Source organism: Cytophagaceae bacterium ABcell3 (assembly GCA_030913385.1).
Lineage (GTDB): Bacteria > Bacteroidota > Bacteroidia > Cytophagales > Cytophagaceae > ABcell3.
The window spans coordinates 3842726-3858906 of sequence record CP133159.1 but is presented as its reverse complement, the minus strand read 5'-3'; the positions used below and the strand labels follow the sequence as shown (position 1 = coordinate 3858906).

Annotated in this window: 14 protein-coding genes; all 14 read right to left on the bottom strand. The window is 40.6% G+C overall.

From position 1 onward, the window contains the following. Positions 1-210: 210 nt before the first annotated feature. Complete coding sequence (locus RCC89_15685) at positions 211-849, bottom strand: CPBP family intramembrane glutamic endopeptidase (GenBank protein WMJ74594.1); 639 nt, start codon at positions 847-849, stop codon at positions 211-213. Between the two features lie 56 nt (positions 850-905). Further along, complete coding sequence (locus RCC89_15680) at positions 906-2747, bottom strand: SLC13 family permease (protein WMJ74593.1); 1842 nt, start codon at positions 2745-2747, stop codon at positions 906-908. Between the two features lie 108 nt (positions 2748-2855). Further along, entirely contained in the window at positions 2856-7220 is a 4365-nt protein-coding gene (locus RCC89_15675; GenBank protein WMJ74592.1) for a CotH kinase family protein, read from the bottom strand. A 109-nt stretch (positions 7221-7329) separates the two neighbouring features. After that, the gene (locus tag RCC89_15670) at positions 7330-8430 is read right to left on the bottom strand and encodes an AraC family transcriptional regulator (protein ID WMJ74591.1); all 1101 of its coding nucleotides are present in this window, start codon (positions 8428-8430) and stop codon (positions 7330-7332) included. Between the two features lie 213 nt (positions 8431-8643). After that, the gene (locus RCC89_15665) at positions 8644-9129 is read right to left on the bottom strand and encodes a T9SS type A sorting domain-containing protein (protein WMJ74590.1); all 486 of its coding nucleotides are present in this window, start codon (positions 9127-9129) and stop codon (positions 8644-8646) included. Next, positions 9122-9640, bottom strand: a complete 519-nt coding sequence (locus RCC89_15660) for a hypothetical protein (GenBank protein WMJ74589.1) — start codon at positions 9638-9640, stop codon at positions 9122-9124. The genes RCC89_15665 and RCC89_15660 overlap by 8 nt, the downstream gene beginning before the upstream one ends. 530 nt (positions 9641-10170) lie before the next feature. Then, positions 10171-10419, bottom strand: a complete 249-nt coding sequence (locus tag RCC89_15655) for a hypothetical protein (protein ID WMJ74588.1) — start codon at positions 10417-10419, stop codon at positions 10171-10173. Positions 10420-10634: 215 nt separating this feature from the next. Beyond that, a complete protein-coding gene (locus tag RCC89_15650; GenBank protein ID WMJ74587.1) occupies positions 10635-11165 on the bottom strand; it encodes a hypothetical protein in 531 nt (176 codons plus the stop codon). Positions 11166-11178: 13 nt separating this feature from the next. Continuing rightward, positions 11179-11535, bottom strand: coding sequence for a hypothetical protein (locus RCC89_15645; protein ID WMJ74586.1), 357 nt, complete (start codon positions 11533-11535; stop codon positions 11179-11181). A 6-nt stretch (positions 11536-11541) separates the two neighbouring features. Then, positions 11542-11760, bottom strand: coding sequence for a hypothetical protein (locus RCC89_15640; protein WMJ74585.1), 219 nt, complete (start codon positions 11758-11760; stop codon positions 11542-11544). 243 nt (positions 11761-12003) lie between these two features. Then, positions 12004-13383: a tRNA uridine-5-carboxymethylaminomethyl(34) synthesis GTPase MnmE gene (gene mnmE / locus RCC89_15635; protein WMJ74584.1), complete on the bottom strand. Its 1380-nt coding sequence runs from the start codon at positions 13381-13383 to the stop codon at positions 12004-12006. Positions 13384-13385: 2 nt separating this feature from the next. Then, a complete protein-coding gene (locus tag RCC89_15630; protein WMJ74583.1) occupies positions 13386-13904 on the bottom strand; it encodes a DUF255 domain-containing protein in 519 nt (172 codons plus the stop codon). Between the two features lie 45 nt (positions 13905-13949). Continuing rightward, entirely contained in the window at positions 13950-14855 is a 906-nt protein-coding gene (locus tag RCC89_15625) for a metal ABC transporter permease (protein ID WMJ74582.1), read from the bottom strand. Between the two features lie 25 nt (positions 14856-14880). After that, a complete protein-coding gene (locus RCC89_15620) occupies positions 14881-16179 on the bottom strand; it encodes an iron chelate uptake ABC transporter family permease subunit (protein WMJ74581.1) in 1299 nt (432 codons plus the stop codon). Between the last annotated feature and the right edge of the window lie 2 nt (positions 16180-16181).

The following is a 16181-nucleotide window of genomic DNA, read 5'->3' as shown; positions in this document are numbered from 1 at the left end:
ATCAGGGTATTTGGTTTGCAAAGCATCGTGGTTCTATGGTTAAAAACCAAATGCGAGATGAAACGTTTGATTTGAAGTTATTTTGCCTCGTAATAGAAAGCTCTAATACATATTTCAGGTTAAAATAAAGTTGGTGTTTAATTTCTCATTACCTAAAATGGGAAGTCGTTGATGGGGTGCTAGACGGTAAGAAGTGGGTAAAGTATCAGGTTATGATATAAATAACACGGGCACATTTAGCAGAAAGTGAAGGAGCATGCAGGCATAGAGGTTTCTTCTCCAGATGTAGAGTATATAAATGAGTATGGTGCCTATGCCTTGGTAGAAAAGCCATTGATATCCGAAAAAGCTGATATGTGGTAATAAGAAAATAATGAAGCTGAACAACACTGCTAACCATAATTTTCCGGTCAATTCTCTTATACGTTCAATAGAGTATCCACGGTATAAAATTTCTTCAGTGATAGCGGTGGTAAAGACCAAAGCGAAGAGCCAAGGCAGTGAAAGTTTACTCAGAGTTTCTATGCCGGTATTTGTAGGTTGTGGTGCTATGGTATTGGCTACTACATTCCAAGTCATGGCTACTGCCCAAAATATCAAAGCCCATAAGATGTCTTTTTTGTTAGGCTTGATAAGTAGGATAGAGCTTAATAGTTTTCTCTCAATGATTAGTATAAATACTAGTAGGGCTATGACTGCAATCCAGTTCCAATAAATAACCGATGTTGGCCCACTGGGTTTTAAAGATTCGTCAATGTTACCTAAAGCCGATGGAGTATATGTGGGAAAGTAGGCCAGTAGAAGTCCGACGGTTGTAAGTAGGGTTTTCTTTTTGATATTACTTTCCAAGGTCATCTGCTTTTTGTAACCATCTTTATTAGCTTATAGGTACTTAATTGATAATCTTAAAAAGGAATAATTAACGGAATCATGATAATGCTAAGAATTAGAATGAGTATGGTAAATGGTACACCCATTTTAATGAAGTCGCCAAACTTGTAGTTCCCGGGCGCTACCACTAAGGTATTAACGGGAGAGCTTACCGGTGTCATAAATGCTGAAGATGCTGCCAAAGTAATAGCCATGGCAAATGGATAAGGTGATATGCCTAGTTCAGAGGCCATAGCCAGTCCTACAGGAGCCATTAAAACCGCAGTTGCTGTATTGGATATAAAAAGGCCGAGTACTGCTGTAACTAAAAACAAGGCTCCTATGCCTACTCTAGGGGCACTGTCACCCACCAAGACCAAAAGAGCATCTGCTGCCAATTCCACTCCGCCGGTTCTTTGCAAGGCTATGGAAAATGGAAGCATGCCTACAATTAAGACCAAGCTTTTCCATGAAATAGAACTATATGCCGTATTCATATCTACCACTCCAAATAGCCCAAGTGCAAGGCAGCCCAGCATAACAGCGTGGACGTTTTCCATCACTCCGCTTACCATTAAGCCCACAGTAATGAGTAAGATAATCACGGCATGGGGTGCCTTGGAGCGCGCGGGCAGCACCTCTTCAAACTCTGCCGGAAGGTTTAGAAGTATAAAGTCTTTGATGTCGTTTTTTGACCGTTTGATATCTTCCCAGAAACCGGCAATAAGCAAGGTGTCTCCCACTTTCAATTTTTCCTTAAAGAGGTTTTCTTGTATTGCCTGACTGTCCCGCCAAAGACCTACTGCGGTAAAACCTAGCTCGCTGGTCATGTGCAACTCTTGGATAGAGCGGCCTACATAATGGGAATCGGCTGGCACCATGGCTTCTACCATTCCCATTTCTTGTGCAGTAGTACTTAAATAAGAGGTAGATGCGTTTAGTCTGATAATCTCTGCGCCATACTCTTCTACAAGCTCTGTAATTTCCCCTTCCTCTAAGCGAACGTCAAGCAAGAGTATATCTCCTGAGGCAAAAGGCATTTGTTTTACAGGGCGGTGAAAGATACTTTTTCTGCCTTCACGACGCTCAACGGCAAGGAGGCTCACTCCTTTTTCGTCAAGATTAAAATCTTTGAAATTTTTCCCTATAAGCTTCGAGTCAGGTTTTAGCCTTACACGGTATTCTTTGTCGGAAAGCTGGTATTTTTTTATCCAGTCTCCTAAAGTCGGTTTGTGTGGTTTTTTCCCATCTGAAGTATTCTCAGGTAGCCATTTCTTTGCGTAAAGCATATATAAAGTAGCCATGACCAGTATGGCAAGTCCGAAGGGTGTGATGCTGAAAAATTTAAACCCTTCATGTCCCTGTCGTTGTAGTTCGGAGTTTACGACTAGGTTAGGGGCTGTGGCAACAAGGGTCATCATACCACTGGTCAGGGCCGCAAAACTCAAGGGCATCATAAGTTTGCTGGGCACTATACCGGTGTTGTTGCTTATACGAAGAACAATAGGTATGAAAATGGCCACAATAGCTGTGCTGCTCATTACAGAGCCTATAAATCCTACGGCAAGCATAAGCATTATTAACAGGCGTGTCTGATTTCCTCTTGAGTGATCAAATATCCAATCGCCTATTTGTCGTGCAACGCCTGTACGCACCAGTCCCTCTCCAAGAATAAAAAGCACGGCAATTAGTATAATATTGGGGTCGCTAAAACCTGTTAAGGCCTCGCTGACGGTAATGATACCTGTGAAAGGCAGTGCTACGATCATAATAATAGCTACTGCGTCCATACGAGGTTTGTTTTGTATAAACATTATTATGGCCGCCACCAAAAGCCCAAGAACCAGTATCAAATCATAATTAATATTGCCGCTCATTATACCAATAAGTTATATTGGTTCAAATATAAGAAGTTTTTGATGATCCAGGTTGAAGGGGAGATGAAATAGGCAGCTTGAAAAGCTGCCTATGAGGTGTTATTGTTGTTAAGGGGTGTCGATAACTAGAACTCTTTCCACCCCGGTACTTTCCTGTGTCTGCCATTTGACAAAGTAAATTCCGGAGGTCTTGATCATGTTTTTCATGCCCCAGGTTTTCTGCTCTGAATCCTTATAATAAGTTTCTGTGAATATTTGCCTGCCCTTTATATCTGTAATGGTTATGGTCACTTTGCCGGTGTAATTACCGGAAAAAACAACCTTGAAATTTCCATCAGAAGGATTGGGGTACAGCTTTACCCCTCCATCATTAGTGTCCGTTACAGCAGTTAAGTCCTCCTCCTGAGTTTCTTCAACATTAACTGAAATATCATCAATGCGTAATTTAGCTCTAGGGCCTGAAATGCCTGTGATATGGTGATACACCCAGCGCACTTGTATATATGGTTGGTTTAATGCTTCCTCCGGTAGCTCTATGTTTTCAAAATGTTCGGAGTGCCCGTCTGTGTTTGTTAAATATATTACAGGTTCTCCTTGATGGATGATGTCTCTAAATTCAGTTGTGTTGCCAGCTCTGTATTGTAGGCGGATGGCATAGATCCTGCGGTTAGAAAGCTCAGTCCCTGCCTTGAATGAAATATAGGCTTTTTTAACATTTAGTGTGTTTAAAGCTAAAACAGCCGCTCCTAGATCACGACCTTCCGCATTGGGCAGGACGTCATTGGATGTTCCGGTGTTTATAAATGCAAAGCCATTGTCATTCAAACCTTCTATCCGGGTTCTTCTGTCCAGATTATACGAAAAAGCATATGGGTCTTCCATAGGAGTCGCAAGCCCTGGGTCTACGGTTCGGGACTGCAGGAATACCATGGATGGGGGATAGGTGCCCGCCTCAGAATTATTGCTCCATGCGCTTAAAGTATAATCAGCCTGAGCCAATATATGGGCTCTAGGGAATTCACCTCCTTCTGTAAGAGGTTCAAAATAGGCAGTCAGGCTTACTGCCTCCTGTAAGGTAATTGTGGTGTCTTCGTTTGAAGCGCTGTTTCCGTTCCATCCTGTAAAGCGGTACCCTGCTTCGGGAATGGCAGAGACGGTAACAGGTACATCCTTAAAATAGGTTCCTGTCCAAGGGTATACTTTCTCATTTATTCCTGGAACTTTATTGTTTAGTCTCAGAGAGCTAATCTTAATTTCGCCCCCTCTCTTTTGGTGCACATCAACAGTGACGGTGGTCGTGCCCGAAAGCCCGAAATAATCTAGGATATGTTGCTGCTGGTTCGGTATTCGGTTTTCGGCAAAGTTCCTTACAACTTCTATCTGTTCTTTCCAGTAGTTATAATCATAAGGCGATTGGAAGCGGTGAATCTGCTCCTGGATGACAGGTTCCAGGGCACTTTCAAACTTAGTGATTTCTTGCTGTATCCTTTCAGGCTTGAAACTTGTGTTCATGTGGTCAGCCAAACGGTTTATAAATTCGTTTTTGAATTCAGGGTTCTGTAGCAAGGTTCGGAAAAGGAAAGTTGCCCAATCTTGATTAGGCCATTCGGTGCCGCCTTCCAATGTGGCCATTTCAAGGGTATTGTGTTCAGGGGAAGAGTCAAAGCCAAAGCCAAAGTCTACATCCTGCAGTATCCAGCGCCACCTGCCGTCATGTCCCGGCAAGGAAGCGTTTATATTCCCATTGTGGAGTCTCCAATACAGAATGTTGTTGCCTGGCCAGTCGTGATTGCCATAAAAAACTTGGGCAAGGTGGTAATCAATATAATTAGCAATATCAATTTTGGATTTTACATGCTCATATACTGCATCATTGTTAATGTCATTGTTTCGGATATAGTCCAGAAGAGCAAGGTAATCATCTGCATCCTTCTGCTTCCCTTCTTTAAGGTTGCCGCTAAATTGTAGAATTGTCACCATTTCAGGGTCAACCTTGAAATGTGAAGCAAGGAAGCTTTTATCAATTCTTTCTCTGATGTTATATAACCCCCAGTATTCCCCATTTAGGTATGCCGCAGATAAGCGATAAGCCTGTGTGGACACAGAAGTGTGTTCTATAAGCTTGTGCGCTAAGGCATCCCTGAAATAGGTGAAGGAGTTTTCACTTCCACTTTGACGGAGAATTAGTCTTCTAAACTCATTGAGATCATCCCGGCCATTTATTTTCTGTGTTAGTTCTGGAAATACCGGATATTCAAGTGTGCGGCTGGAGTATTGGTTTCTAAAGTGGAAACGGAAGGATTTTTGGGTCATGGCCCGTGACCATCCCCCATGCACCCGAAGGCCTGCATCCATTTTAAAGCCTCCTGCATTTTCAGGTTCAAAAAACTCTACACTGGCGGATCTTTCCCAGTCCATTCCACGCTGGTTGTAATTTGCTGGTGTGGCACCGTCCGGTACTTCGTCCGGATGGCCTGTCTGCCAGTCTTCAAAGGCTTTGCCCGGAACATAAATTCCTGTTTCTTTGCTGAACAGGTGCATGCTGTCCGTAACTATCGACCACACCGTTATCTGATATTTTGTTGCCAGTTCTTCTCCTATAAAATAGGTGTTCGTGACAATTGGGCCAGGAGCATGGCCTTCTTTAAACAGCCTTGCCCTTACGGTAGTGGCTTTGCTTATATTTTCTTCTGGAGCATACCATGGAACATAGTTTAAATAAGTGGTTCTGATATTGGAAAACAAGTTGGGCTCTCCGCTTCTGTCGGAGATGCTTATTTCAGAGGAAAAGACAGGTGAGTTTTCGTCAGGTTCCGACCCGTTTAAAGTATACCGGATCACATATTCCGATCCTGCATGTATGGTCAGGGCAACAGGCTCCTGGTAAAAACCGCCATTGACAGAGAATGATGGTACTTCTGTAATGAGGCCAGCATAGGAGGGTGTAGAATTATTGGAAGCGCCTGGCGAGGCATTGGAAAGGTAAGCCCATTCACCGTTTCCGTCAGGAAGTCGCCCATAAGACCTGTCTCTTTGAAGGGACACGGCAGACACATGATCTATTTCTTCACCATCTGGCGAGGAAAGCCTTATAGGCTCACCTTGTGAACTTATTCTGAAGTTGGTATGTGCTTCACCATTCGGAAATATAGTATCTTTTCCCGAAGCAAATACTAGAAGGTAATCTCCTGGGTTTATTATCACCCCTGGGAATATCCATTTGGTCGGGTTGTTGTCGTTGTCTGATAAATAATGCCCTCTGAGATTAAGGCTGCCGTCTCCGCTGTTATAGATTTCTATCCAATCTTCTCTATCTCCTTCATAATCTGCTATGGTATTTCCATTGGAGGCCATAAATTCATTGATGCTCAACTGTGCAGTGCCTTCATAAAAGACGTGGGGCCCATGAAAGTTATCAAAATAATAGGTGTTGGTATAGTTTGTGTTTGGAGCAATATTTAATGTTATCCGATCTATCTCAGAATTAGAAACTGTTATGTCTGGACGCCAACCAAAGTCAAATACTAAGGTCTCCCACTCATTGGTTTTTGAGGTATATGCTTTGTAGTCGGAGTGTACCCCATGTGGATACCCTTCAATGTTTTTATCTGAATTGGAGAATATGATAACTACCTCAGTTCCGGGAAACTCGCTGTAAAATTGCAAGGTCATCTTTTTGCGATTTGCCAGAAATGGTTCCACATTATTTATACGTACCAGTGGATCCATAATAATTTCATCAAACTGTTGGCTGGAGCGCTGATATCTGGTGACTTTCTGGCTAGTGTTTTCTCCTGTGGTTGAAGGGTTTTCATATCCTCTGGTTAAGGTGCCGGTGCTGGTATAGTCAAGGAGAGAAATGTCTTTGTTGTTTTCGAACAATATCCTTGAAGGTTCAGGGGTAATTCTTTCAGGGCCAAAAAAGTTGTCAAAATAGTAAGTCCTTCCTTCTGAAGTTGTTTTTTCTGGATCAAAGAGGATGCTGAATTGATCTATTTCAGAGTTTTCTACACTAGCGTCAGGTCGCCAGCCGGCATAAGTAAAAGTGAGCGTTTCCCATTCGTTCGTTTTGGTAGTAGTGGCTGAATAGTCGGAGTGCCTTCCTACGGGATAGTCGGCTGAGGCTTTATGGGCACTTGCAATACTTATTTGTACTACAGTACCAGGATGTTCACTATAAACATCAAAAGTAAATCTTTTTGCTCCTGTTAAATATGGACCCACATCTTTAGCCGGGGCACCTGAGTTTAGCACGAACACGCAGTACTCTTCATTGCTTCGGGTAAAGCTGCTCACCTTGGAGCTATTGTTATATCCATCGGGAGCTGGGTTGTCTACTCCTCGTTGATAAGTACCCGTGGTATAAACCATTCTAAGTGATGCCGGACTTTCACTGTCGTCATACAGTGACTGGGCATATAATAGTGTGAAAGATGTTAACAGCAGTAAAAAAAATGTAAAGGTTCTTTTCATAATATGACTGTTTAAATGATATGAAATGCCACCGTTGGCTTAGGTAAATGTGGCATTAAATCGTAAAACAGTACTTTACATTTTTCTTTAAAAACTTTGCAAAAACTTTTTACAAAGGAATAGAAGGTGTTTTGGTGAATTTTTTTCGATATTCGTTTGGAGAGCATTTTTCGGACTCCTTGAAGACCCGGTTGAAGTGGGAAACATTAGAATAGCCTACTTTATAAGCAATGTCATTGATTTGCCTATCGGTTTCAGTCAGCAACCTTTTGGCCTCCTGAAGTCGAATATGATTAAGGTATTTTTTAAAGGTAGTATTGGTGTAGGTTTTTATCAGATTGGAAATTTTGGCTTCAGAAAACCCGAGTTCTTTTTGAATGGTCTCTTGGTTTAATGCAGTATTTGGATAATGATGTGCGATATAGGTTAATATTTTTTCAGCCTCTTCATCTGACTGGTTTCCGACAGAAAGCTGTTTCAGGTTAACCACATTTTCCGGAAGTTTTCTTAATCTGATTGTAAGAAATATAACAGTATAAAGTACAAGGGTTATAGTGGTGCCGTATACGCCCGCCTTTAAATTATCTTTTTTGCAGGTAATGCGATATATGTCTATGTTTTCTCTTTCACCTGGAGAAAGAAGCTGGCAGTTTTGGATATTAAAAGAATTGACTCTTTCGTATAAAGGTTTGCCTATTTCTGATTCCGTGACTTTTCTTACCATAAACCACCAGGCAGGGGTTTTGAATTCATCTATATATAATCTATATGTATTTTGACTAATCGAATAATCTAACTCCTGCTCCATTTGTCTGTAGCTTAGGGCGTCTAAGGTATCTGTATATTCCGGTACATTAAGAACAATATGAATTGGAATTCTTCTGGAGCGCTCTGCTTTCAGTTCTACTTCCAGATAATCATAATCTGAAAGGTCATAAAAATGTCGGTGACCTTTTGTAAAGAAAATACCGTAGTAGGGGAACTGAAAACCGTCATTGAGGGTGTAACTGGTGGATATAGTGTCTTTTTTTACGTCAAAATAATGGATTTCGGTTGTACCACCCTTTTCTTCATCACTAAAGTAGCCGATTTGAACTTTTGCAGGATAGATCTGAAGGTCCTCTTTGTGCGAAAACACAAAAAAAAGTACTCCTGCAAGTATAGGAAGTATACAAAAGAAAACCTTCGGCTTAAACTTATAATTTGACATCAAAAAATCAAAGCTGATAATTCGCAATTTAACACTATAAAATGGATAATAGGAATAAAATGTATGCTTTTATCCTGATTGGGGATAAGTGAAAAGAAAAAAGTGGGAAATGAAAAATGGTAAAAAAGCCCGGTTTTCTGTTTATTGCCACAAGGGTAATGTATAAAGTTTATTGAAATTACTGTTAGAGTAACTTCAATAAACTTTTTGTCCCTATTGGATCAATATTTTTATTGGTTTAACTTCATTGCCACTGCTTACCGATGCTATATATATACCAGGTGGCACGTTCAGGTTTATTCTGATAACTGGGTCATTTGATATAATGTCAAAAGGGAATGTTTTGCCGGAACAGTCGGTCAGAGAAAGTATTCTGTCCGCACCGGGGAAAGAGATTTCATTGCTGGCCGGGTTGGGGAATGCAGCAAGATCAACTCTTAGGGAATTGTTTGTTCCTGTTTCAACCTCTTTCTTTTTGTAAAATGAATAACTAGTCATTAAGTCAGAATCCTGAGGATTGCCTATTGCTGCGGAATTCTTAAATATAAAAAGTTGCATGACAGGGTAGGAGCCTCCTGGTATCCACCATTCATAGATGGTATCATTGCTATATGTTACTACCCCTTCTCTAAATTCTCCTGAAAAGGCATTATCATTTCTAACAGTATTATAACGAATGTTTTTTATCCTATTAAGCATTATTGTAAGTGCCTGTAGGTGTTATTATTGCCCCCCCCCATCCATCAACAATTACACTGTCTTTAAAAGTCTCACGTTTTCCTAATTTATTGGAAGATTCTAGTTGTAGTAATTGGTAAAACTCTGACTCTGATGTGAAAATATCACCGTATGTGACAGGAAACTTGAGTTTTTGCAGAGGAGGGGTCAGAGGATCGTCAAATACATAATCTTCCATAGGACCACCATGGCTTACCCTGCCAGAAGCCGAAAAGTTTTCCTGAAATAAGCCATCTTCAGTTACTTTAAAATAAAATTTTTCATCCCATAGACCAAACCGTTGTACTGTAGTAGCATCTGGGTACTTTTCTGCTGCACCGAAATGGTTGGGAGGAAAAAAGTTCATAGGAAACCCGGGATTATATGGTAGTTCAGAAAAGTCCCATACCTGGTCTTCTCCTTCCGATCCGGGTGAGGCATATTCTCCATGAACTCCAAAAAATACTTCAAATTCATCTCCGGGATTCATCACATCTTTTTCGGTTAATTCTGGTGGCTGGGAATTCCCAGAAAAATACATGGATAAACAGGTTAAAAGAAAGACTAGCTTTTTCACAGGTGTAATATTTTTTTCGACAAATTTAGCTCTAAATGATTTAATAAAGCTAAAAAAAATGTTTTTTGAAATAATATTAGTGTACAACTGTTATGAGAAGAAGGGTTGGTGTTCCACCGCAAGAAACCGGCCTTTGAAGTCAATGGACACTGGAAGCAACTGAAACTTTGTGTTCTTCACGCTGGCCGGTCACAACTGCCTTTCAAATTCCGGTGGTATTGATCAAGCACTTTTTCAAGGATATTTTTGATAAACTGTCTTTCAGCATTAGACAGTCCAGGCAAAATGGTTTTGGCATTGCTGCCGGTATGCAGTAGCAGTTCTACGACATCAGGCCCCGTGATGCTGGGTAAATTTCCTTGAAGTGACTGACTGCTTCTTCTTACGCCTACTCTCTTAATGTCCTGCAGTCTGCAGTGAAGAAGATTATTACCTAAAGGAAGTTTTCAGATGGTTAAATGATCTCTGTCTATAACGACCTTATACTTTCCAGTGATGTTAAATAGGATCCAGGCAGTTGTAAGTACAATAACCGGTACGCTGTAATAAAACCAGTCTGTCAGAGAGACAATAAGGGCAGGTAAAAGAAGGGCAAGCACTTGAAAGATCATCAGGCTGCGGTCAATGGTTTTTCCGGTAATAATTGTTCGTCCGTTCTCATTAGTTACCGTTACATCTTGGAATTTCTGAATCATGATTTTAAAAAATGGTCAGCCAGACTTGAAAATAATAAAGTTTCAAAATAAACTCCTGTCAATTATTGTATAAAAAGGAGATTGAGTAAATATACACATATGTTTCTGCGGCTGTCCTTAATGCCATACCGGCATTACCCGTATAAAGAGACATGCTTTGTGTACAAATATCTGACATTTTTATTGAAAGAATTTGTTCAGAGAGTCTTCGGCCTTTAAGCCCACCTCCTTAAAAGCAGTTCATGGTAAAATCTTCTTTTGACGTAGTCGTAATCTTTTTTGTTGTAGGTGGTTAAATAGTCTACAATATGTGTATTATAAACTGACTCAGCCTCTGAAGGATGCACACCACGTTTGTTATATTCAATACTGTCTTTGTAATCAGTTTTTATTCTTGACAAATGAGCAGATGCTGATCTGTCAGGTTTTTCAAAAGGAACAAGCATGTCGCACTGCTCTAGGTATTTAGAAGGGTCTATTTCCGCGGCTTTCATGGTAAAGGATAAGCGTTCCTTAAAGGTTTCCATAAAATCGGGGTGGGTCTTTTTGTTATACCTGAAAACAAAGAAGGTAAACTTAGTTAGCGGATTGGCAATGACCAGATAGCGTTCCCTTCTTATAAAGAACACATCTGCATACCATAGGGTCAGCGGGTCAACCTGATCTTCAGCCCATGGCAGATCGTCATAGACTCCTTTGCCGATGTACCGCTGAACTTTTTGGGATTGGTAGAGGTGAATGGACATATCTTTTTAAGTTTCAGACAAGATTTACAGCACAAGGTTGACCAAATCTTTTTGTTGTGAAGGATTTATTAATAATAATATTGTCCCTTGAGTGGGCATACTTTTGTTCTTGTATGGCCATATCTCCAATTGGTTTCGAAAAATCGGGGTTTATGTTATTGTATTGTTCTAAAATACCAGAAGGGGGAATAGATCCTGAAAATGATTGCTCAACAACAACCGAAATCTGTTGAATCATTTCTTCCTTTTTATTTTGAGGTATTTTAGTGTTCTTAAATATATCTTCTAAAGATTTCTTGAGCTCCTTTGCATTGTTTTGTTTCTCAGGGTCAATTTCGGAATCTTTAAGTTTACCAGAAGAGGGAGACATACTTACTTACTTTTTCTTCTTTGAGTCAATATTCAGAGCTTTATCAAGAATGCTACTATTTTGTGCAATTTTATTAAGTGTGATAGAAAAATAACTTCCTGCTCTTTTCCAGTACCCCCCAATTGCATCGTTCATATTGGACGGGTATTGCTCGAAATCATTATAATATCTTTCGCCACTCAAGTCATTAATAGATTTTAATCCTTCTATATAATCTTTTAACATGGCTTTTTTTGTTTAAGTCTACACTAAATTAACAAAAATGATGAAAAAAAGATTGCACGAGCTGCAATTTTTGCATCATTGTTTTTGTTGCTAACGAATTATTACAATTTATATGCTTTTACGAGTATTGTTTTGATCTTGTTTTTCTTGTTAAATTAAGTTATTTATTTTCAATTATTTATCTGTTAAGTCGAAATTTACACTTTTGTGTTTATAATTTAACATTTGAATATAAAGCAAAAGCTACTTTCCTATACAAAACTTGCTAAAAATATTGTCCAATAAATCCTCGTTGGTTATTTCTCCCGTAATTTCACCGAGGTAGTGCAGGGCATTTCTGATGTCCATGGCTAAGAAGTCACCGGTTACGCCATTGTCTATGGCATCCAATACGGTCAGTAAGGCTTGTTTGGTATTGACAAGGCTTTCGTAGTGACGGAGGTTGGTAACCATTGTATTGCCTGTCTTGAAATCTTGGGCGTTTACCCGGCCAAGGATTTTATCTTTTAATTCATCCAGCCCTATACCGTCACGTGCTGAGATATAGGTGATGTCTTCAAAGTCTTGAAAAGCTTCAGGTTTTCCTTTGTCAGCATCTATTTTATTGCCCGCAGCTATAAAAGGTATATTTAGGGCTTGTAATTCTTCAATGTCTTTGGAAAGCTCCTCTTTGGTGGTACTGTTTACATCAAAAAGGTAGATAATTAGGGAAGCTTTTTTCATTTTTTCACGGGTACGCTCTATACCCATAGCTTCTAGTTTATCTACCGTTTCTCTCAGACCAGCGGTATCCGTAAAGCGAAAAGTAATGCCTCCTATATTGATTTCGTCTTCAATGAAATCTCTTGTTGTTCCTGGTATATCCGATACCATGGCTTTTTCTTCATTGAGCAAGGCGTTGAGCAAGGTAGATTTTCCCGCATTGGGTTTGCCAGCTATGACGGTAGGGACACCATTTTTTACCACATTGCCCAGGTCAAATGAGGAAATCAGGGCTTCGGTTACCTGCTTGATATCCGATACAAGTTGTTTAAGTTTTTCCCGGTCAGCAAATTCTACGTCTTCTTCAGCAAAATCAAGCTCCAGTTCTATCATAGAGGCAAAGTGGATGAGCTGTTCTCTCAACTGCTTTATCTTTAAAGAAAAGCCTCCGCGCATTTGATTGAGTGCGGCCATATGTGCAGCTTCTGAATCTGAATTGATAAGGTCTGCTACAGCTTCTGCTTGAGCAAGATCCATTTTGCCGTTCAGAAAAGCACGTTTGGTAAACTCGCCCGGTCTGGCAGTTCTGGCTCCAGTCCGTATTAGTAGTTGTATGATTTGGCGTATTATAAACTCAGAGCCATGACAGGATATTTCGGCTGCGTTTTCTCTCGTAAAGGAGCGGGGAGCCCGAAAAATTGAGACCAATACTTCGTCCAAGATCTTGTCTCCATCACGTATTGTTCCAAAATGCACCGTGTGGCTGTCTTGTTCGGACAGGTCTTTCCCGTAAAAGATTTTATTGACAATATCAATGGCTTCTTTACCAGAAACCCTTATAATCGCCAAAGCACCGGACCCTGAGGGGGTGGCTATGGCGGCAATGGTATCTTCTGCTTCTGAGAAATAATGGTGGTTCAAAACTATTCTAATTCAAATTGTGACTGATACTTTTCAAAGGTAGTATTTTTATAGTGATCTTCCCCAAAAAACAACAGTACTTGGTGTAATACATCAGCTTCTAAATAGCCAGGAACAGGCGAAATGACATTTTCCTTGCTGTCGAGGTAAACAGTTGTTGGATATCCTGTGGCATTAAATACCTTTTGTGCCAGTTGCTGTTCTGTCATGGTTTTGCCTTTGTAAATTACTTTTTTAGTGCTTTCTGCATTTAACTTTACAGCATAGTAATGCTCATTAATGTCAGAAACAATTTGGGGGTCGGTCAATACTTTTTTGTCCATGGCTTTACACCAGCCACACCATGAGGTATATACATCAACAAAAATCTTTTTCGGTTTTCTCTTGGAAGCTTCTACGGCTTCCTCATAACTCATCCATTCAATCTGCTCTGCTTGGGTGGCACTTTTTTTTCTAGCACAAGATGCAATTATAAAAAGGGCAATGAATAGAAAACAGGCAGTCTTTAATATATTGCTCATAATTTTTTCTTTAACGTTAATACATAAACGATAGGTATTCTGACTTTATGCTTCGGCTTTGAGGCTTTCTGTCAAATCAGGTTTGTCTATAACCTCTGTAATTTGTGTTCTGTTTCTTTTTTTTATCAGTGTAAAAATGAAGGCTGCCAAGAACAAGGCTCCTGCTACAGTAGTCATGGCTCCGGCAATTGAACCGTTAATGGCAGTGGCCAAAGCATAACCGGCTGCTGATGCAATGATACCGAAAAGTACTGTCAGTGCCAACATGGTCTTGAAGCTTTCGGTCAGTAAATAAGCGGTAGCAGGGGGCGCCACTAAAAATGCTACTACCAATATAGCACCAACAGCTTCAAAAGAAGCTACTGTGGTAAATGATACGGCTCCCATAAGCAGGTAGTGCCAAACACTTGCTGAAATCCCTATCGCTGAAGCATAAGCTGGGTCAAAGGTGGTGATAAATAACTGCTTGTACCCTAATGTTATAAAAGCAATATTCACCAGCAGTGTAAAACTTAAAGTCAGCACTGCCAAAGGTACTTCAAATCCAGGAAAAATTTCGGTAGTGTCGAGTGGTATAAACGCAATTTCGCCAAACAGAATACAATCTTGGTCGATGTCGACATTGCTTGCAAAAGCTGATATAAGTATAATGCCCACAGCAAATAAGAAGGTAAAAGTGATCCCAATGGCCGCATCGGTCTGTACTTTTGCTTTTCGGTGGATGAACTCAATGAGCATGGTACTTAAAACACCAACCAGACCTGCTCCGATCAGCATTGGCAAGGACTGAATGGTGCCGGTAAGTAAAAATGCTATAACTATGCCAGGCAAAACAGCATGGGAAATAGCATCTCCGATCATGGCCATTCTTCTTAAAATAAGATAGCAACCTGTAAGGCCACAGGAAATAGCTACAAGCGCACCCGTAAGTATAATGTAAAATTCATCCATTGTTATAGTGCCTAAATTTTTTGCCTCAAAAACTTCCTTTATATGGTATATCTGAGTCGTGTGGGTCTTTTAACGGGAACCCAAGCTGCTGCTCTAGTTTTTGTTCAAGTTCTGGTGTTATAATGTGTTCCATGGTTTCTGCATCGTCGTGTACATGATCAGGCGCTATGTTCATATACGTCGAAAGGTACATTTCCCATAATCGGTGTAGTCTGGTAACCCTTTTGCCGTGCCCAAACCCTTCATTGGTAAGCATCCATTTGTTTTTTTCCTGCTTTAGGTATCCGTCAGATTTTAGCCGGTATAAGGTGCTGTTCAATTGGCTACGGTCCATATCTCTCTTGTTTAACAAATCTTCCTGTGTGCGTGGTTTAAAAAAGTCTTTCTCTGGTTCACCCAAGTGGAAAAATACCTTGAGCACATTTTCCTCCATAATCTTTTTTCTGTTTTCCCTTTGTCTGGACAAGCGTGCCAATATTCCCTTTCCAGGGGCTAGGAGAAATGAACCCAAAGCAATAAGGGATATTATAACAACAATCCAGGGGCCGGTAGGCATAGTCGGGTACACATAAGAAATATAGGCTCCTGAAATGCCTGAAAAAGCACCCATAATCGCTGCCAACAAAATCATGACAGGGAGCTTGTGTGTCCAAAACCGGGCGGCAGCGGCAGGGCTTATGAGCATGGCTGCCATTAATACTACCCCTGTAGCTTGAATGCCAATAACTACCGCTAAAACGGTTATGGTCGTAAGTATAAGTTCGTACAACCTGATGGGCATTCCTATGGCTCGGGCAAAATTTGGGTCGAAAGAAACAATGGTCAATTCTCTAAAAAAGACAATGACTGTGAGAAGTATCAAAGAGCCTGTTGTTCCGAACACCAACAAATCGTTTTCTTTCATGGCAGCGGCTTTGCCAAAAAGAAAAGTATCCAAGCCAGATTGATTGCCAGCTCCCGATTGTTGAATAATGGTTAAAAGCAAAACTCCTATACCAAAAAAAACTGATAGCACCAGGCCTGTGGTGGTGTCTTCTTTGAGTTTGGTTTTCCCATTAATAAAATCCATGGCAATGAGCGATAGCCATCCGGTAGCAAAAGCACCGATTAGCAGCATCAGTGGATCTTTTTGACCCGATAGCATAAACGCAAGACATATACCGGGAAGTACTGCATGCGCTACGGCATCTCCTGTTAAGGATCGCTTACGAAGGAATGTGAAGCAACCCGCTACTGCTGAACTTGCCATCAATAGGGTAGAGCCAATAACGACATACCGTACATTGGGATCACTCAGTGATAAAAATGTGATTAGTTTATCCATGC

Bases quoted from the DNA above. Each gene is read 5' to 3' on its own strand.
- RCC89_15680 (WMJ74593.1), bottom strand. From the start codon at position 2,747: ATGAGCGGCAATATTAATTATGATTTGATACTGGTTCTTGGGCTTTTG.
- RCC89_15675 (WMJ74592.1), bottom strand. From the start codon at position 7,220: ATGAAAAGAACCTTTACATTTTTTTTACTGCTGTTAACATCTTTCACA.
- RCC89_15670 (WMJ74591.1), bottom strand. From the start codon at position 8,430: ATGTCAAATTATAAGTTTAAGCCGAAGGTTTTCTTTTGTATACTTCCT.
- RCC89_15665 (WMJ74590.1), bottom strand. From the start codon at position 9,129: ATGCTTAATAGGATAAAAAACATTCGTTATAATACTGTTAGAAATGAT.
- RCC89_15655 (WMJ74588.1), bottom strand. From the start codon at position 10,419: ATGATTCAGAAATTCCAAGATGTAACGGTAACTAATGAGAACGGACGA.
- RCC89_15650 (WMJ74587.1), bottom strand. From the start codon at position 11,165: ATGTCCATTCACCTCTACCAATCCCAAAAAGTTCAGCGGTACATCGGC.
- RCC89_15645 (WMJ74586.1), bottom strand. From the start codon at position 11,535: ATGTCTCCCTCTTCTGGTAAACTTAAAGATTCCGAAATTGACCCTGAG.
- RCC89_15640 (WMJ74585.1), bottom strand. From the start codon at position 11,760: ATGTTAAAAGATTATATAGAAGGATTAAAATCTATTAATGACTTGAGT.
- RCC89_15630 (WMJ74583.1), bottom strand. From the start codon at position 13,904: ATGAGCAATATATTAAAGACTGCCTGTTTTCTATTCATTGCCCTTTTT.
- RCC89_15625 (WMJ74582.1), bottom strand. From the start codon at position 14,855: ATGGATGAATTTTACATTATACTTACGGGTGCGCTTGTAGCTATTTCC.
- RCC89_15620 (WMJ74581.1), bottom strand. From the start codon at position 16,179: ATGGATAAACTAATCACATTTTTATCACTGAGTGATCCCAATGTACGG.